Source organism: Novosphingobium sp. (genome assembly GCF_037133355.1).
In the GTDB taxonomy this organism is placed as follows: Bacteria; Pseudomonadota; Alphaproteobacteria; order Sphingomonadales; family Sphingomonadaceae; genus Novosphingobium.
This window is the reverse complement of record NZ_JBAXOI010000006.1, coordinates 28,339-45,403: the sequence shown is the minus strand read 5'-3', so window position 1 is coordinate 45,403 and position 17,065 is coordinate 28,339. Positions and strand designations below refer to the sequence as shown.

General features: G+C 59.6%; 6 protein-coding genes. 1 reads left to right on the top strand and 5 read right to left on the bottom strand.

Translation table 11 applies throughout. The features are described 5' to 3' along the window. Window positions 1-13: 13 nt before the first annotated feature. Window positions 14-2,716 carry a conjugal transfer protein TraG N-terminal domain-containing protein gene (locus WCL10_RS07910; protein WP_336895108.1) on the top strand — a complete coding sequence of 901 codons (2,703 nt, stop codon included), beginning with the start codon at window positions 14-16 and terminating at the stop codon, window positions 2,714-2,716. A 3-nt stretch (window positions 2,717-2,719) separates the two neighbouring features. Here the strand turns inward: WCL10_RS07910 and WCL10_RS07905 are convergent, their stop codons facing one another. The 5 genes from WCL10_RS07905 to WCL10_RS07885 all read right to left on the bottom strand — a co-directional run bounded on the left by WCL10_RS07905 (window position 2,720) and on the right by WCL10_RS07885 (window position 17,047). Then, window positions 2,720-2,950 carry a hypothetical protein gene (locus WCL10_RS07905; RefSeq protein ID WP_336895107.1) on the bottom strand — a complete coding sequence of 77 codons (231 nt, stop codon included), beginning with the start codon at window positions 2,948-2,950 and terminating at the stop codon, window positions 2,720-2,722. A 203-nt stretch (window positions 2,951-3,153) separates the two neighbouring features. Then, window positions 3,154-6,453: a DUF499 domain-containing protein gene (locus tag WCL10_RS07900; protein WP_336895106.1), complete on the bottom strand. Its 3,300-nt coding sequence runs from the start codon at window positions 6,451-6,453 to the stop codon at window positions 3,154-3,156. Window positions 6,454-6,466: 13 nt separating this feature from the next. Beyond that, window positions 6,467-9,307, bottom strand: coding sequence for a DUF1156 domain-containing protein (locus tag WCL10_RS07895; protein WP_336895105.1), 2,841 nt, complete (start codon window positions 9,305-9,307; stop codon window positions 6,467-6,469). Next, window positions 9,291-13,532: an ATPase gene (locus WCL10_RS07890; RefSeq protein ID WP_336895104.1), complete on the bottom strand. Its 4,242-nt coding sequence runs from the start codon at window positions 13,530-13,532 to the stop codon at window positions 9,291-9,293. Before WCL10_RS07890 ends, WCL10_RS07895 begins: the two co-directional genes overlap by 17 nt. Continuing rightward, the gene (locus WCL10_RS07885) at window positions 13,529-17,047 is read right to left on the bottom strand and encodes a DUF3883 domain-containing protein (protein ID WP_336895103.1); all 3,519 of its coding nucleotides are present in this window, start codon (window positions 17,045-17,047) and stop codon (window positions 13,529-13,531) included. Before WCL10_RS07885 ends, WCL10_RS07890 begins: the two co-directional genes overlap by 4 nt. Between the last annotated feature and the right edge of the window lie 18 nt (window positions 17,048-17,065).

Below are 17,065 nucleotides of genomic sequence, written 5' to 3'. Positions count from 1 at the left end.
CGGAACATGAGCCATGGTTGAAATTTTCACAGTCGGCGGCGGCGATTATCTGGTGAACGTGTTTCAGGCGGTTGCCGCCTGGACCGGCAGCGGCGGCTACAAGAGCCTGCTTCAGGTGGTCATGGTCATGGGCCTTGGTCTGTCAGCCCTTACGCTGGCGTTCAATCAGGACTGGCGCGCCTGGATCAACTGGTTCCTCGGCGCGACCCTGATCTACTCCTGCCTCATGGTGCCGCGCCTTGACATTCACGTGACCGACCGGCTTAACCCGAGCCTTGCGCCGGCCAATGTCAGCAACGTGCCGCTCGGCCTTGCACTGATGGCGAGTTTCACCAGCCAGGTGGGCGACTATCTCACGGGCTCGGCCGAAGTCGTGTTCGGCCTGCCCGGCAATCTCAACTATTCCCGCAATGGCATGATTTACGGCGCGCGGCTCTATGATGCCACGCGCTCGTTGCGCATCTCCGACCCGGAGTTTGCCTCCAACCTCGATGAGCATTTCCGGCAGTGCGTCTTCTACGATGTGCTGCTCGGTCGCTACTCGATGAAGGAGCTCGCAGAGACCAACGACATCTGGGTTACTATAGCCCCGGGGAGCCAAGCCCGCGCCCAGCGGTTCCTGACCCGCGATGCGGCATCCGGCCAGGTGACCTCAAGCATTGTTACATGCCGAGAGGCCTATAATGCTCTGAATGCCCGGTGGACTGGCCTCATCGATGATATGGGGACAGTCTTTGGCCGCCAGCTTTATCCCAACCAGACAGCGGCGCTTGCCAAGGCCAAGCTGTTTGCCGATCTTCCCGTGGCCTATCAATATCTCAGCGGGGTGTCGGCCAATGCGACCGCAATCTTCAAGCAAACTCTCACCATCAACGCGATGAGCCAGGCGATGCATTCGATGGCTGGCGGCAGCGGAGCCGGCAACGTCGATGTCTATGCCCAGACGCGGGCCGATATCCAGACCGAGCGGACCTATAGCTCGATCGCAAGCAACGCGATGAAGTGGGTGCCGCTTTTGAACATCGTGCTCACCGTCCTGTTCTACGCGCTTTTTCCGGTGCTCTTCCCGCTATTTCTGATGCCGAAGACCGGCCCTGTCGCGTTGAAGGGTTACATCACAGGATTTTTCTACCTCGCGGCATGGGGACCGCTTTTTGTGATCCTGCACATGATGCTGATGTACAAGGGAGCGGCCGACATGACGGCAGTTGCTGGCGCCAATGGCCTGAGCCTGGCGAGTTTCACCGGGATGGCCGACGTAAACAGCGATATCGGCATCCTGGCGGGTTATCTCATTGCCTCGGTACCATTCCTTGCGGGCGGCGTCGCCAAGGGTGCGATGGCCATTTCAAACAACGCGACAAGCTACCTCAATCCCAGCCAGAACGCGGCCGAGGAAGCCGCGCGCGAAGCCAGCACCGGCAATGTCGCACTCGGGAACACGAGTTTCGAGAATTCCACGGTTCTCACGCGGCAGTTCGCGCAAGGCACCATCGCTCCCAGCTTCACCTACGGCGCAGGTCAGACGCGCACCTTCAGCGAAACCGGGTCAATGACCACAAGCTTTCCCGAAGCCAGCTACGACCAGCTTCCGAATTCGAGCTATCCGTTCACGCCGAGCCTCGGGCAGGAATTCACCTCCCGGCTTTCGGCTATGGCATCACAGGCCAGATCTAACAGCGAAAGCTTTGCAAACGTCGCTACGGAATCGACCGCGAGCGCAGTCACCAAATTCCGTGAAATAAGAAATCAGTTCAGCCGCGGCTCGGCGTTCGAAAGCGCAACTGGCACGTCAAACTCGGATAGCATCCAGACCGCCTTCAGCGAAGTCGACCAGGCCTCAACCAATCTGCAACGGCAATTCGGGCTTTCGCGAAGAGCTGCGGACGATATCACCGTGGCCTGGTTTTTGAACGGAGAAGCTGGCGCAAGTGCGGGTGTGACGAATGGTATTGCTTCCGCTAGTATCGGTGCCAAGGGCGGGCGAAACCAAGCCTGGACCGATAGCGACATAGGGATAGCCTCCGAGGACCGGTCCCGCATCTTTGGCAATCTTTCCCAAACGTCAGACAACCGGAATTGGTCGAGCACGCGCGACGGGTTTGTTCGTTCGGTCAACACCTCGAGCAGCTCATCGATCTCAAGTACGGCCAGTGGCATGAATGCATCGCTTACCGAAGCGCAAAGTTACAGCCGGGAAGCGCGCCGCTCCGAGGAATTGGCAAACCGCCTTGAAAGCCAAGCATCATTCTTCGAGGGCAATAGTGCCGCCGGAAGCCTCAATCTGTCCCAAGCCTATCGTGAATGGGGATTGGTCGAGATCGAGCGCAACCGAGACTTCTACGGCAACGTGCGCTTCGACGACGTGACCTTCCAGCTTAGCCCCCAAGGCCAAGCGTTGCAGGCCAAGTTCGTTCAAACTTATGCCGAACAGCTTCGCGACGGAGTTGAAGATCGTCTCGTCATAGCTCCCGGGCAACCTGTATCGCGGCCGACTATCTCTGGCGCGGAGTCAGTTCGCGGGAGGGCGCAAACTGGGGGAGCGGCTTCCGGCAAGGTGCCACAAGTTGACGCGGGCAATATCCACGATGAGGTTCAGGGCGCTCAAGCTGCGGGACGCCAACATATAAGGGCATCAAAGGGACGTCTGGAGGCGGTCACTAGGGAAGCTCAGGGCGCGAGTGCTGAGGCTGCCGATGACGTCAAGAACTGGTAGGCATCACCCCCTGAGTAGATCCCAGTAAATCACGAAGCCAGCAAAGAGGACAAGGACAATCAAGACGGCGATACTAAGGGCCCGCGACCAAGGATCCGCCCAAGATTTCTTGATCCGGTATTCCATCAGGCGGTTCTCGCGGATTGCCTGATCGATTTCGGACAGCCCATCCCATTTGGAGGAACTGGAAATGTTGGCACTTTCGATGTCAAAATTGGACATGATGGAATTCATCTCGCTTCTCCTTGGAACATAGCAGATACATGCGTGATGGGTAGAAAAATCTCTTACCTCTCACCAAGCTGCCTTCCCTCCGCTGAAATGAAATCCAGTCCCTGACACCGCGACCAACCATACCTACCGGAAGTCGAATATCCGTCGCCTCTTTCGCCTGAGTTCCTGTTGAGATGGTTTGCTCATTCCCAAAGCTCCGTAGCTCAATCGACAGATTTTTCTATGAACCCCAGAGTGTTAGCATTCTCGATTAACGTGCGGACTTTCGCTCGATCAAGTCCGGAGGGCACCTCTGCATCGATCTCTAACTTGAGTGTCACTTCGCTGCCTGGGATCGTCGTGAGTTGCTCCACGATCGCTTCGACGATCTGGTGGATTTCGCGCGCAGGTCGATCGGCCGAGATCATGACAGTACCCTGAAACCGGGTTGGCTTGCGCTCGGGCGCAGGGGTATCTGGCGTTCCATAGGCGGGACCGTCGATCGGTGGACCAACTTCTGGAGTAGCGGGAGCGCCTGCAAAGGGCGGCGAAACGGGCTGAACCGGTGCCGGACGATGCGCTTCAGCCACGTCAGGCTTGATGATGACACTGTCACTATCGATCACGACGGCGGCGTTGGTGGCGCGCTCGATCGCCAGCCCCAGATAGGTGTCGGTCTTGTCGTCCCATCGCTCCGCATAGCCAAACGGCCCAGGCAACATTCCCGTAATGGCGGCCTGCACCGTCTTCACCAGCACAGCCTGGTTTTTAAGCCGGGGAAGGTACGTGTAGCGGTTAAGATATTCCCACAGATCCTTGAGCGAGAGATGAGGCTTGCCGTTCCAGATATATCTCTGGAGATCCCGGTCAAGGCGTGTGGGACCAAGCTCGGGGAGCAGCCCCTCCTCCGCTACCAGCTTCTTGCTCGCCCGCGCCAACAGACCGTCCTGCGCCGCCACTTTGCCCGAAACCCAGTCGACTTCGGCCTGTGCGCTCTCCTGCACCGGATAGTGAAGATAGCACCACGCTTCTTTCAGGCGTGTCTTGACGGTTTCGTTGGCCTCGGTGAGCTTTGCTTTGGCCAGCGCGCTGTCGCTCTGGGTCAGGTTGAGCCGATCCGTATCGCGGACGATCTCGCCCCAGGCCAAGGCCGAGCGGACGGCGTCCTTGAGATTGTCAAGTTGACGAGCCTCGGCCGCGATGAAAACCAGCATATTACGATAAACGCGCGGCGTGCTGCCGCGCTGGATCAATATTTCCTTGGCCTCGGTCAGCGCCTCGGATCCGTCGCGTCCGGTATGGGGATAGGCGACACCCAGCACGACAGCCCGGACGCCGCCCGCTTCATCGGGCACCTCCGCCGACGTCGAAGGCGCCACCTGCACGGCGTCGAAATGGCCCCGGTCAGCGATCCCATTGATGTATTTGGTCAACTCATTGTCGATGGTCATCAATACCAGCGCGCTCTCGAGCTGTGCGCCGCGATCCGCCGCGATGCGGTTTAGGCTGGCCGACATCGAGTACCAGTACCGACCAAGATCGGCGTGCATGAATTTTGCTTGGTTCGTCAGCCGCCGCAACGCATCACCAAAAATGGCCGGCCGCTCTCCGGGCTGGACGACGCCAAGATTGATCTGCTTGTCGTCGAGGCCCGTATTCTGCTGTTGATGCGTCGGTGCCGTGCCCATGAAGATTGCCCGCGCCACGCGCCGCGTCGCTGAGTAGCGATTGAGATTCGGCGCGGACTGATCAACTTTGTATGGCGTAGCGGCCGTGCCATCGACGTCAGCCGCGATGATCGACTGCCAACTAACATCGAGGTAGTGCAAGAGCTCGGGTTCCACCCTCGGTGAACTGACTGAGACGCTGCCCGGCATGATCATCACGGAAGGGTCACCGTTCATCCACAATTCGTGGATGACCTGCGCCATAAGACGAAGAACGCCTCGGGTGCGTTGGAATTTTTCCAGCGAGCCCCAGCTCGTGTAAAGCTGATCGAACAGCTCCGGATGGATGGGATAGGCCTTCTCCAGCTTTCGACGATAATCTTCGTCGGCGCAGCCTTGCGGGAAGTCATTCGAGTTCTCGCGATAAAGCTTGGCGAACTGCTTGAGCGTGTTGTCGCGGTGATGGAATTTATCGCCGGGAATCTGCTTGAATAGCCGACGGCGAACGATCTCGTAGCTCTCCTCCTGCGAAGCCGGACGCCATGACGACTCCACGCGACTGAAGGTCTGCTTCAGCCGAGCCAGAGCTTCCTGGCCGCCTTCCCCGCCAACTTCGATCTGCGACGCGGGCAGCGACGCCACTAGTAATGTGCCCGGGCTCGCCTTCACTGCTTCGGTCAGCGACTGGACGAACGATAGGTTGGCATCAAACGAGCCCGACGGCAGACCTTCGACCCGGTAGATTTGGCGCAGATAGGCGACCCATTCGTCGATCAAGATCAGGCACGGCGAGTATTTGTTGAAAATTTCCTCGAGGAGGTTCGACCCAGGTGCGATGCCCTTCGCGTCATTTTCCGCGATCATGTCGAAGGCTTCTTCGCCGCCGAGCTGCCATGCCAGCTCCCCCCAAGTCGTGCGGATTTTCCGGCCGCCAGTGGCGTTGAGAACGTCCTGCGGGCCGCGCGACGTTCCGACCAGAACGGCGCGATTGATCTTGGCCGGAACCGTCAGACCATGCTCTTCGAGTAGCTGATCAAGGCCCGAAAGATCCTGCGCCGGAGTCCCGCCGGCCATATGATAGAGCGCCAGCATCGAGTGGGTTTTGCCGCCGCCAAAGTTGGTTTGCAGTTCGACCACCGGATCTCCGCCGCCGCCCGAGAGCCGCTTGGCGGCGCCCACGAGCAGCGTACTCAGCCCCTCGGTCAGATAGGTCCGGCTGAAGAATTGCTGCGGATCACGGTATTCCGCCGGAGCGCTACCCGTATGAACCTTGCCGAGGTCGGCTGCGAACTCGGCCTGCTGGAACTCGCCGGTGGCAACGTCCTGGTGGGGCTCGACCACCTCACGCCATGGGTAGAGCCCAGCGACGGTTTCCACAGAGATGTCCAGGCGCTGGGTCTTGCGACGCTCCTCATTGCGCTGAAGCTCGGTGAATTTCGTGCGCAGGATCGTATCGCGCATCTTGGAAAGCTGCTCGGCCGTCTCGCCAGCGCTGATCGCCTCCATTAGGCGTCGCATGGAGTCCAGCGCGCGCTCGGCATCATCGTATGTGAAGGTCTCGTTGTGCGAGAGCTTGTTGCGGACGTCGACCAGCTCATTGACCAAAGATCGCTCGGCGCGACCCAGCACGGCCTTGAACGCATCCGTCCAGAAACGATCCATGGCGTTGAAGAGGGCGGCCTGATCCCAGCCTACTTCGCCTTTACCGTTGGGTCGCAGGCCGGGCAGCTTCTCCAGCACCTGGACCTGCCAATGACCCTTAAGCGAGCTTTCCAACCGCTTTTCGACAAAAGGGATCAGCGCCTCGGGCAGCAGCTCCATACCCTCAAACACTTGCTGGCGCGTACTTTTGGCCATCTACTCGTACCCCTCAGAGATCCAACCGGGTCTGGCGATCACCACCCGTGTCGTGGATCGCCGCAGCCTGCCGAGTAAGCTCGGTCCAGACGGCGATCAACGCGTTGTAAGCTGTTGCGTCCTTGGCATCCGACCGCTTCTCGCAGATGCCGTAAAGGCAGTAGGCGAGATCCTTCACCGCATCGGCTTTCTCGGAGCCAATCTTCTTAAGCAGCATCGCGGCGCTGTGCTCGCCATCAGTTTCCAGCGCCCGGATCAGATGCTGACAGCACTCCCAGACGGTCAAATGGCCATCGCTAGCTGGATCCCAGTCGGCATCCAGTTCGTCGCGCCCAAGGATGCGGACCTTACCCGCAGAGCTCTCGACGATCCCCGCGTGCTTGACACTTTCGACGGATATACCGCGCGCTTGGGCGATGCTGTTAGCCGAGCCGTACTCACCCGTCTTCGTCCCGTGCTGCTCGAACCAGGTGATTGCAAACCGCGTATCGGCGTCGAATTCGCCCTGAATGCCACCGAGATACTCATCAAGCTCTCGGTTGATAAGCTGGAGTGCCGCCTTGACGCTCATGGGGCTATCGTCTGATTCAAGCACAGCTCGATAACGCGAGAACACACCCATCCCTGGGCCGATGGCAGATTGCGGCATATCCGCCGGCGCGATGTTTGCCGCCTGAAGCTCACCGATGGCGGAAGGCAGCTCCCTCTTCAAAGCGCGAATGAATTCCGCGCGGCTTATCGTTTCGGCCACTTCATCTTTCTTGCGGCAAACCAAAACAACGGAGTTGGCCAAGGCATTGGTCCCGGATGCAATCATCCTATTGGCCATTTCGGTTCGCAAAGGCCACGTCCCAACTACAGCGTAACCAGCTTCTACGACAGCCTGCAGAAATGTCGCCCACCCAGTCGAACTAATCCCTTCCTGAGCGACTTCACTTTGCTTAAAAGCGTAATAGATCGTTGCAGGAAAATCCGACGAAGATTGCCTCGCCATATTCGCGATCGCCTCGCGCATTCCTTCCAAAAAGAATCGATCGGCCGCCTCCCGGCTGCCATGCCTGTACTGTGTTGCAACCAGCTCTTCGGCCTTGGGCGTAGCCATTACGCTGAAGCTGTCCGGAAAGACGCTTCGTATAGACCGCTTCATCCATGCAAAGAAAAAGTCTGACAAATCTGCGTATCCGATATTGTCGTAATATGGCGGATCAGTAGATATGATCACATTGTCCGGATACTCGACCGTCTGCGCATCCATTTGCCGCTCGACACCTGCAGCAGCGGGTACGAATTTTTCAATGACCTTCGTAACCCATTCAACATTGCTGATAAAATTTCCGCTTGCAGTCGAGAATGGATTTCCCTCTGCAAAATCCCACGTCATCGGAATGGCTTGACGACCAAAGGTGTTCCTAAGAGCTTCCATCTTGGCAGATGAATCCCATGTACAAAGCGTGGATCCGCGATCGGCTGAGCGATTGATTGCGAACGCCAAATAGACGCTGATCGCTTCCGCGTAAGCAAAGGCACCACTACCACCATCTCGCAATGGCGTAACATCGTCGCTATAACCTGCTTGGATCGCATCATGGCGTATTTCGTCGCGCAGCGCCTCCAGCAGGTGGCCAAATGTGCCCAATGTCAAAATCTGGCGATCTGAAAAGAGGTGCCCCCAAGTAGAAAGTCCGTAAGCCGAGCAAACACCACCAGTGATCATCGCCCTTGTGGGCGTACTGCCTGAAAGGAATGTTTCTCTGGCGAGGGCTACCTCTTCCTGCTGTCCGGCGCTCTCAGCCAATGCCTGCATTTCGTCGGTGGGATTGCAGTAGATCCTGCCGTTTTTTCCTTCGCAAACAACCGCCATAAGCCGAGCCCCTAAGCGTCCGGCCTTCCCCTCATCTCGGACATATTCGCGCGTAACCGGCGTCTTTGATAACAGACAGATGAAGTCCTGTGCCTTTCCAGCTTTAGTGCCAATAGACGAGGCAGTTAACTCTTCCTTCGAAATATCGGTATTCTTTACTTTGAAGGCATAGGTTCCGGAAGATCGATCAACGATAGGCGAGACAATAGTCTCGCGCCCCTTCTTTGATCCTAAAATGAAAGAACTGACGAGTGGCACATGCGCGCCGCGAAAGGCAGGGTCCGGACTCGCGACCGTCCTGGCCCATATCCACGCGACCACCGATGCGCTCCCGCCGCCTTGCGCAGGCGAGAGCTGGGCCTTTGGATATAGATGGCCGACCTTCTTCCAAGCCTCATCACGCAACCGCATACCGTAATATCTGACGTCCTCCGCCAGGGCCTCGGCGTTTCGATGGTGGTTGCGGTCCCGCGCAGACGGGTGCGCAGGCTCTTTACCAGCGAAGCGTGCCGGAATCTCAATCATCGCCTTGCCGATCGTTACAGCGACGGGGTTGAGGTCAGACCCGTACGCAGCCAGCCCAAGTCGCTGGGCTTCAAGAGGTATCGATCCACCGCCAGAAAACGGATCGTACACCGGGGGTAGCTTTCCACCACAACTCTTCCTGATTTCAGCTCGGGCTCGCTCAAGAACCTCTTCGTTCGTTGAGTTTTCCCAAAGGACTAAATCCTCCATGATTTTGAAGAGACGTTGACGCTCGGTATCTACCGCAACTTCTGTCGTAAACTGATCCGGCAGGCTTGAAGGGTCATCGACAAGCTGAGCGAAGAGCACTGCACGACAAGCCGCGAGCGGTCGCCTCGCCCACCAAAGGTGCAGCGTTGAGGGATGACCATGTCGGATCGATTTTTCTCGGGCCGATGCGGCGTTGATTGCCTCAAGCGGGATCGCGACCTCGATGAGCTTCTTTTTGTAGTTATTGGTCGAGGTCATAAACCAGCCTGTAGGTTGCGGGGTGGATGGTCATTTCGCCCCCGTCGCGCAGCGCGCGCAGACGGCTTCCCGTCATCTCGACAGGCGCACCCTCCGGGTTGAGCAAAATGAACGAATAGATTTCGGGTTTCTGATCAACCAGGCCCCAGATGTCGGCTTCAATCTGAAGCGGTTCGCGCTCCAAGCAGTGTTCCTTCGCATAGTAATGGCATTGGAGATCGCCGCTCGATGACCGGCGTTCCCAAGGAAATTTGGTGGCGTTGGCGCGGCTGATCCAGCTCCCATCAGCATGGAAGAATCGGTCGTCGCCGTCTGCTCTATAGCCTTGGGCCAGCGCAAAGCGCGCCATGATATTCGGTCGGGGCGGCTTTGGCGCTGGGCGTGGACGACTGACGACATCCGGCTCATCTTCAGGATCTCGCATATCGTCATTGTCCGCTTCGTCGTCGTCCGAGGGCCGAGACGCTGGCATGTCGTCTCCATCTTCGCCCCCGACGGCATCGCTCTCACTGACGACGCTCTCGCCAGACGCGTCATCGGCCTTGAGCATCGACGGCGAGATAGGATCAGCATTGTCCTGGACCGCTGGACCGTCCTGGTTGGTGACGACCATCGCTTCCGGGGCCAACGTAAAGTTCTCCTCGAGGTACGCCTTGATGTCGTCCGGCGACCGCTCGAAAGCATAGGCCAGAGCCGCTCGGATATCCGGGTTGAGGGACTTGCCGATTTCCTCGGGTACGCGCTTGGCGAGCTTAGCCTTAGACAGCGGGCTGACAAACAGTTTGCGATCAAGCCACAGCAGATCCGTCAGGCGCGCCGTCCCTGCAGGCACTCCCTCCAGATAAGGAACGACCTCAAGCTTTGGCGCTGTCACCCAGATGGTGTCTGCAATCACCTCTGCCAGAGCCCGCACACGTTCGGTCTCTTCGTGGGTAGCCAGCTCGACCCTGCCGAGTTGAGTCCCGAAGGCTGTCATCCAAGGCCGTCGATCCTCGAGTCCCGGAAAAAGCGGAGATTGGTTGAAGCGCTCTTCGCAAACGACCGAAAGCGCGGGCAATCCTGAAAACGGCGGCGCCTGAACGAGTTCGGCCGGTAGCCGCTGGAGGTCCGCAGTCTTTCGTTTGACCCAGTCGTGGAGATGGCTCCACCGTATCAGCGTCTGCATACTGAGTGCGTAGGTCAGCGTTTCAACCGGGGCCCACTCCCCCATCAAGTTCACCCAGTGCCCGCACTCCTCCCAGATGCGGATCGGGTATCGAACAAGAAGCGTCCTCACCCGACGGCCGTCATCCGCTGACAGCACGACGCTCGAGGGCAGAGTCGCGAGCCACTGCATCGCGAGATCCACGGACGGCCGATCTGCTACGCCGATCCGATGCCAGAGCGTGAGATCGGCGACCGACCCACGGATCAATGCTGCACCAGGGACATCCTCTTCATCACCGGTGAGGAACACCGAAGGTGTAATCACCCAAGCTCCATCTTGCGACAGGATCAGCTTCTCGGCCTTGAATACCTCCCTGATATTCTGGGCGTCAGCGGTCGAGCAGGTGTCCAGCATCTGGTCCAATCGCCGATACCATTTCTCGACCTCCTGAACCGGCGGCTTGGTGGATTTGGCAAGCGCGCGCAGCCGGTCGAGTAGCCTGGCAGGCCCGGTCGGCGATCGCCGAACACCAAGCAAATCCAAGAGGGGGCGTGTTGATTCCCGATCGAGCAGACCATGAACGAACGGCTCGACGTCGATGAGCGACTCTGTCTCGGACGTGCGGCGCAGCAGCTCGGACGGAACCTGGACAACATTGCGAGTATCTGGGAGGCACGGCTTGTCACGAAGTTTGAGCAGCCATTCGGACAGCAGTGGGTCGGATGTCAGCGATCGCGTGCTGCCAGTGGTGGCCACCTGCAGAATACGGGCGCTGGAGCACCGTGACCAATATCCTTCTCGTTGGCCTAGGATGCGGGCGGCAACCTTGGCCCAGACGCCCGGATCCGTGGTGGCCGAAGCCTCCCAATGCTTCCAGTACGACGCCTCGAAATCCCAATCTTCGATGACAAAATTGTCCGTGACGTAGGGATAATACAGCGCACTCTTCAGGCCCCTGGCCTGCGCGTCCGCCAGAAGCCGCGAGCGCGAGTAAATCGATCCCCGCCTGGCCACAAAGGGTGCGAAGGTCTGGAGGCCAGAGCGACCTGAACCGACCCAACGCTGCCAGTCTTCCCGCGTGCAGGAGGTGAAGCTCGACATGTAGTCGGGGTGCAGAAGCTGGGTTTCCTGGACAGCTTCCGGAAGCAGATCTTCGAGCGTGCCATCAACATCGATGAGGACCGTCTTGGCTATAGGACGAAGCTTCCGATCTGCGCAGGCGTATCGAAAGGATGCCCCCGCCGTCGCACCCAGCTTGGCCGCAATCTGGGCGATCTGTACGCACTCGGTCATCTTGGGCTGACAGGTATTGAAGTAGTCGGCGGCTACTCTTTCGACGACAGCGTTAACATCGCTGGTGTCGGAAAGGCCGATCTTCGCGAGAACGGCAAACGCCGTTTCCACGACATCGGAGCTAGTGCCTGCGCCATCGCCCTTGTCACGGCGCTGATCGGCGAGAAAACGCGTCCAATTCTGGTTCAGGACAATCAAATGAGCGGCGAGGAACTCCCAGTCGTCGTCAGACTGAAGAAGCTTCTTCTCACCAAGCCGGACAACCTCGGATGCCGAATAGAGGACCTCCTTACCCTGGACGGGAACGATCCTGAGGCGATCGGCATCCCGGCACTGATAACCGGTGACGTCAGGAGCGATGTAGGACCACAGGTTCAGTAAACTACGCCAGGTCGCCGGGCGGGGCAGATGGTTTGTCCGCAGGCGGTCGAGCAGGTCAGCTTTCGCGAAAGCCTCGACCAAGCCCCAGTTTACAAGCTTTGTGCGATCCTTGGCTGAGACGTAACGGCAAAGCGCTGGCCTCGACTTCTTGTCGAGCAATGCCATCGCTTGGTCGGCTGGCCATATCTCAAAGATCGGCAAGGGCATGACGATCGCGCTCTTGGCAGGCAAGAGTTGGCCGTCTTCCGTCAACAGGATCGCTTGCTCCGCCACGACTTCGTCAAAAGCCAGTTCGACAATCGCTCCACATGAGCCTTCGAGGGTGGCCGCTTCGCGATCCACGTCCGGCATCAGCCCATAGGCTGTCGCGCGATCTAGCGGGCTGGTGGTGGTCTGCTCAAGCCACTGCATCATCGCCCGGCCGGCCAGTTCACCAGCGCGCTTGAGCAGCCAACGGTTGGTCGGCGAGGTTTCTGGATCCTTGATCTTCAGGCGCGCCGGATCCTGGATAAACGGCGCGTTGCAGGCGAATGGGAGCGTCGTCTCCACGCCGGTTGGCAACACGACATACAGCCTGCCCTTGGCGCCGAGGACGATTTCGATCCGGCACGGGGGGAAATCCCCGCCATCCTCGGCCCCCAGCATTCGCTCCTGGCGGATTTCCTCGAGCGCCTCGGCCGGGAAGGCCTCTTCATCCGAGCGAACGAGCAAGAATGGCTCGTCAGCCTTCGCATCGAGCGCCATCCATTCGCTACTGGGGATAGGGCCTTGCCCAAAGCTATCCCACTGCACGGCCTTGTCACCAATCTGGAGCCGGCGAATATTCTTGAAGAACAGCAGCGACACCGGGCTTTTCAGCCATTCCTCCAGGTTCTTCTCGACATCACGCCGCAAGAAGGCGTTGGCGATCGCTACCTCGACGCGCGTTCCACCCAAGGACAGTTCGTGCTCATCTACCCAATGTGGCTCGGTGAACCGGCCGCGCTCGAACGCGACGGCCAGCGTCGGGGTGTAAAGCTCGACCCTGTCGCCGAGACTGAAGGTGCTTTTGAAGCCTATTCCGCGAAAACCGATCGTGTGCAGCGCTCGCTTGTTGGAATAGCCAAAGCGGCAAATCGAGGCGAAGTGGGTCTCGATGAAATCCTCGCCATTGTGCTGAAAAATGAAGCGATCATTCTCGATCGAGACCCGCGCCTCACTGGCGCCGGCATCGTCCGCGTTCTGCAGCAGCTCCGAGAGGATATGACGCGGGCTCTGCACCTGTTTGAAAAGCTGATGCCATGGGCCAGCCAGTTCGGGATCCGCTTCGAGCTGGTCCCATCGTTTGGCCGCGCGGTCCTTGATCGGCTGAAAATAGCCCGGTGGTGAGGCGGACCTGGCCGCGCGCTCGCGTTCCGAGATCATAGGGGCGCCTCCGCCCGCTCCAGCAAACGCACCAGATGGAACTGGATGGCGGTATGCTCGAAGGACGGCTCGTGATCTGAAAGCGCCCCATGGACATAACGCGGGTCGCGCGCAGTCCCGTCTTCAACCTGCACGATGGCGAGGATGTACTTGTCCGGTTCATGGAGCGAAGTGATCACCTCCTGGCGGGTGATCATCACGGTGTCCGCGCCGTGAACCCGCCCCTTTACCTCGATAAACCGCAAGTGCTTGGTGCGTGGGTCATAGGACGCGATATCGTACCCGATTTTCTGCGCCGACACGTCGCTGGGCACATTGCCGAGCGCCCGCTCCGTCGCGATCACCGCGTCCATCGCAGCCAGCTCGATAACGCGGCGCGCGTCAGCGTCGGCCGAGAACGGGGGTGGCGCTCCCTCGGCAGGAGCGGTGCCCGGAATGCCCCGCGCGTCGAGAAGGCCGCGCGGGACGACAACCATCCCGCCCCGAACCCTCGGGGGCTGCGATGAAATGAACCGCTCTTGTTCGAGCTGATCCATGCGCCGCTTCTGGCGCTCAGCTAGGTCTTCAGCGCGCCGCTGGGCGTTTTGCCAGCTCAAGCGCGTCTTCTTACCCGCCTTCTCTTCTTCCTTCAGTTCAAACGCGCGTGAGTCCCAATAGTTGATCTCCTTCCTGAGGCGGGCGCGCACCTCGCGCTCGACCTTCTCGATCTCGGGAAGGCGGCGCGCCTTGATCTCCGCCACATGCGCCTGCGCCAGCTCGACAGTGGCGAACCGCACGGCCGTCTTTTCCAGCTCAGTCGTCAGCCAGTCCTCATGGAGGTCGTCGTGCACGCTGGCGATCTCCTCAGGCGTAGCAGGGCGCAGGTTGAGATGCGGCGCGATACCGGCGTTGACGGCCTTCCCCGCCTTGTTGATCGAGGCGAATTGAAGCTTCTGCGACACCACATGCGGCTTGCCCGCGCTGGTCGCCAGGCCATCCTGAATGCTGTGCTCAAGAAGGAAGACCGCAGACAGGTCAGTCCCCGCATCGAGGTCGTCGACCAAGATCGCGCCCTGACGCATGATCTGCTCATATTGCTCGCGCACGATGCTGATCACCGCTTCGAGCAGCGGATGACCCGGGCACACGAATGTCGCGACCGGTTGCTGGTTGATCCGGCCCTTTTCGAAACAGATGCGCTCATACTTCTTCTGGATCGGCGCGCCGGTGCCGATCTGGCGATCCCGCTCGCGGATCCGAACCGGGACGTGAGTGATCTCCCAACGCCCCTCTTCCCGGCGCTTCATCTTGCCGCCCAAATGCTGGAAAGCTTCAACGAAGAAGCTTTGGACATGGTGCGGTTGCAGCCGCTGAGCCTCGGCGCGCTCCATCTCCAACCGCAGCTCCTCGACCTTAGCCTCGGGCATGGTGTCGTTCGTCAGCGCACGCCGCTGGAGCAACTCAAGCAGGTGCCCTTGATCGACCGCGCCATCGACCTGGCGGAATAGCCTGGCTTTGACGTCCTCCTGCTCGCCATACTGGATGGCCTGAAACAGGAGATCCTTGAGCGCGACACCCTCGAAAAGTTCGCCCAGGACATCATAGACCCGGCCGCCCAAGGCTTCCCGCGCCGCCTCGAGCTTCTCGAGAAGCCGAGCGTATACCTCGCCTTCGCGGGTATCGGCCGCGACGAGGTTCCACAGATGGCAGACTTCGGTCTGGCCGATCCGGTGGATACGGCCAAAACGCTGTTCGATCTTGTTGGGATTCCAGGGCAGGTCGTAGTTGACCATCAGGTGGCCGCGCTGAAGGTTCACACCTTCGCCGGCTGCGTCGTTGGCAATCAGCACCAGCATGTCGCGGTCCTGCATGAACCGCTCGATGACCTTGCGCCGCTCTTCCCGCGACACGCCGCCATGGATCACATCGACCGCATCGGGATTGCCGAGCCGAGCGCGGACCTTGTCGACCAGATAATGGAGCGTGTCCTTCGGCTCGGTGAAGATGATCAGCTTGCGACGATTGCCGTCGGCATCGACCATGAGGTCATCGTCGAGGATACGATTGAGCTGCGTCCACTTGGCGTCGAGGCCGGAACGCAGGACCCCTAGCGCCATGGTCTCCAGGCCTTTGAGCGTCTCAACTTCGAGCGCGAGCTGCTCGACCGTCTCCGCGGTCGTCGCACCGGTCGCGATCAGGTCTTCGAGGTCGTCGATCTCGTCCTGGCCATATTCCTCGATATTCTTGAGGATGTCGGCGTTGACGTTCGGCGCGGCAAAGCCCGCACGGCGGCCCTTGGCGGCAAGACGCGCCTCCCCGAGTTCGTTTTCAAGCCGCTCGCGCCGGCGCTTGAGCGACTGGTAGATCGCCGCCGGCGATGAGGCGAGGCGCCGCTGGAGAATCTGCAGGGCGAAGCCGACATTGTTGCGCTTCTTTCCGTCGCCTTCGGCGAAGCGCTGCACCCGATTCATCTCGGTTCGCACATACTCGGTGACGGCGGTGTAGAGCGCCGCCTCCAGCTCGGAGAGCTGATATTTGACGGTGTACGCCCGGCGTTCCGGAAACAGCGGTCGACCGTCGAAGCGGAGCAATTCCTCCTTGGTGAGGCGGCGCATCATGTCGGCGGTGTCGGCGTAGTGAACGCCGTCGCGGAAGCGTCCCTCAAAACGGTCCCCGTCGAGGAGCGCCATGAAAAGCTGAAAATCCTCCTCCTTGCCGTTGTGCGGCGTGGCCGACATCAGCAGCAGGTGGCGACACGCTTCGCCGAGCTTCTGACCGACCTGGTAGCGTTTGGTGTATTTAACGTCGCCGCCGAAATAGGTCGCCGACATGCGATGCGCTTCATCGCAGATGATAAGGTCCCACTCGCGGGCGCTCGCCAGCTTTTCCTGCAACTCCTCGTTCCGCGCTAGGACATCGAGGCGAACGATCAGCCGGTTGCGGTCCTCGAACGGATTACCTGACCGTGACGTCTCGATCATGTCCCGGGTCAGGATGTCGAATTCGAGATTGAACTTCTGACCCAGCTCGTCCTGCCATTGCTCCACCAAGCTGCCCGGCGCCACCACAAGACAGCGCTCGAGATCACTGCGCGCGATCAACTCCTTGATCAGCAGGCCGGCCATGATCGTCTTGCCCGCCCCGGGATCGTCGGCCAGCAGGAAGCGTAGTGGCTGGCGCGGCAGCATCTCGCCATAGACGGCCGAGATCTGGTGCGGCAGCGGATCGACTAGACTCGTGTGGATGGCCAGATAGGGGTCAAAAAAATGGGCGAGCTTGATCCGGTTGGCCTCGGTCACCAGTCGAAGCAGCGCACCATCGCCGTCGAAAGACCAAGGCCGCCCGTTGACCTCGACTTCGAGCCGGTACTCGTCGTCGCGATAGAGCACGGCTTCGGCAACGGCACCGTTCAGATCGCGGTAGACCACGTTGATCGCCTGATCGCCGATCCAGTCGACAGACAGGATCTGGGCAGCCTGGGGTGAGGCGATGCCGCGCACCGACGCGCCATTCCGAATCTCTTCAAGCCTTGCCATATCTACCCTTACTGACAC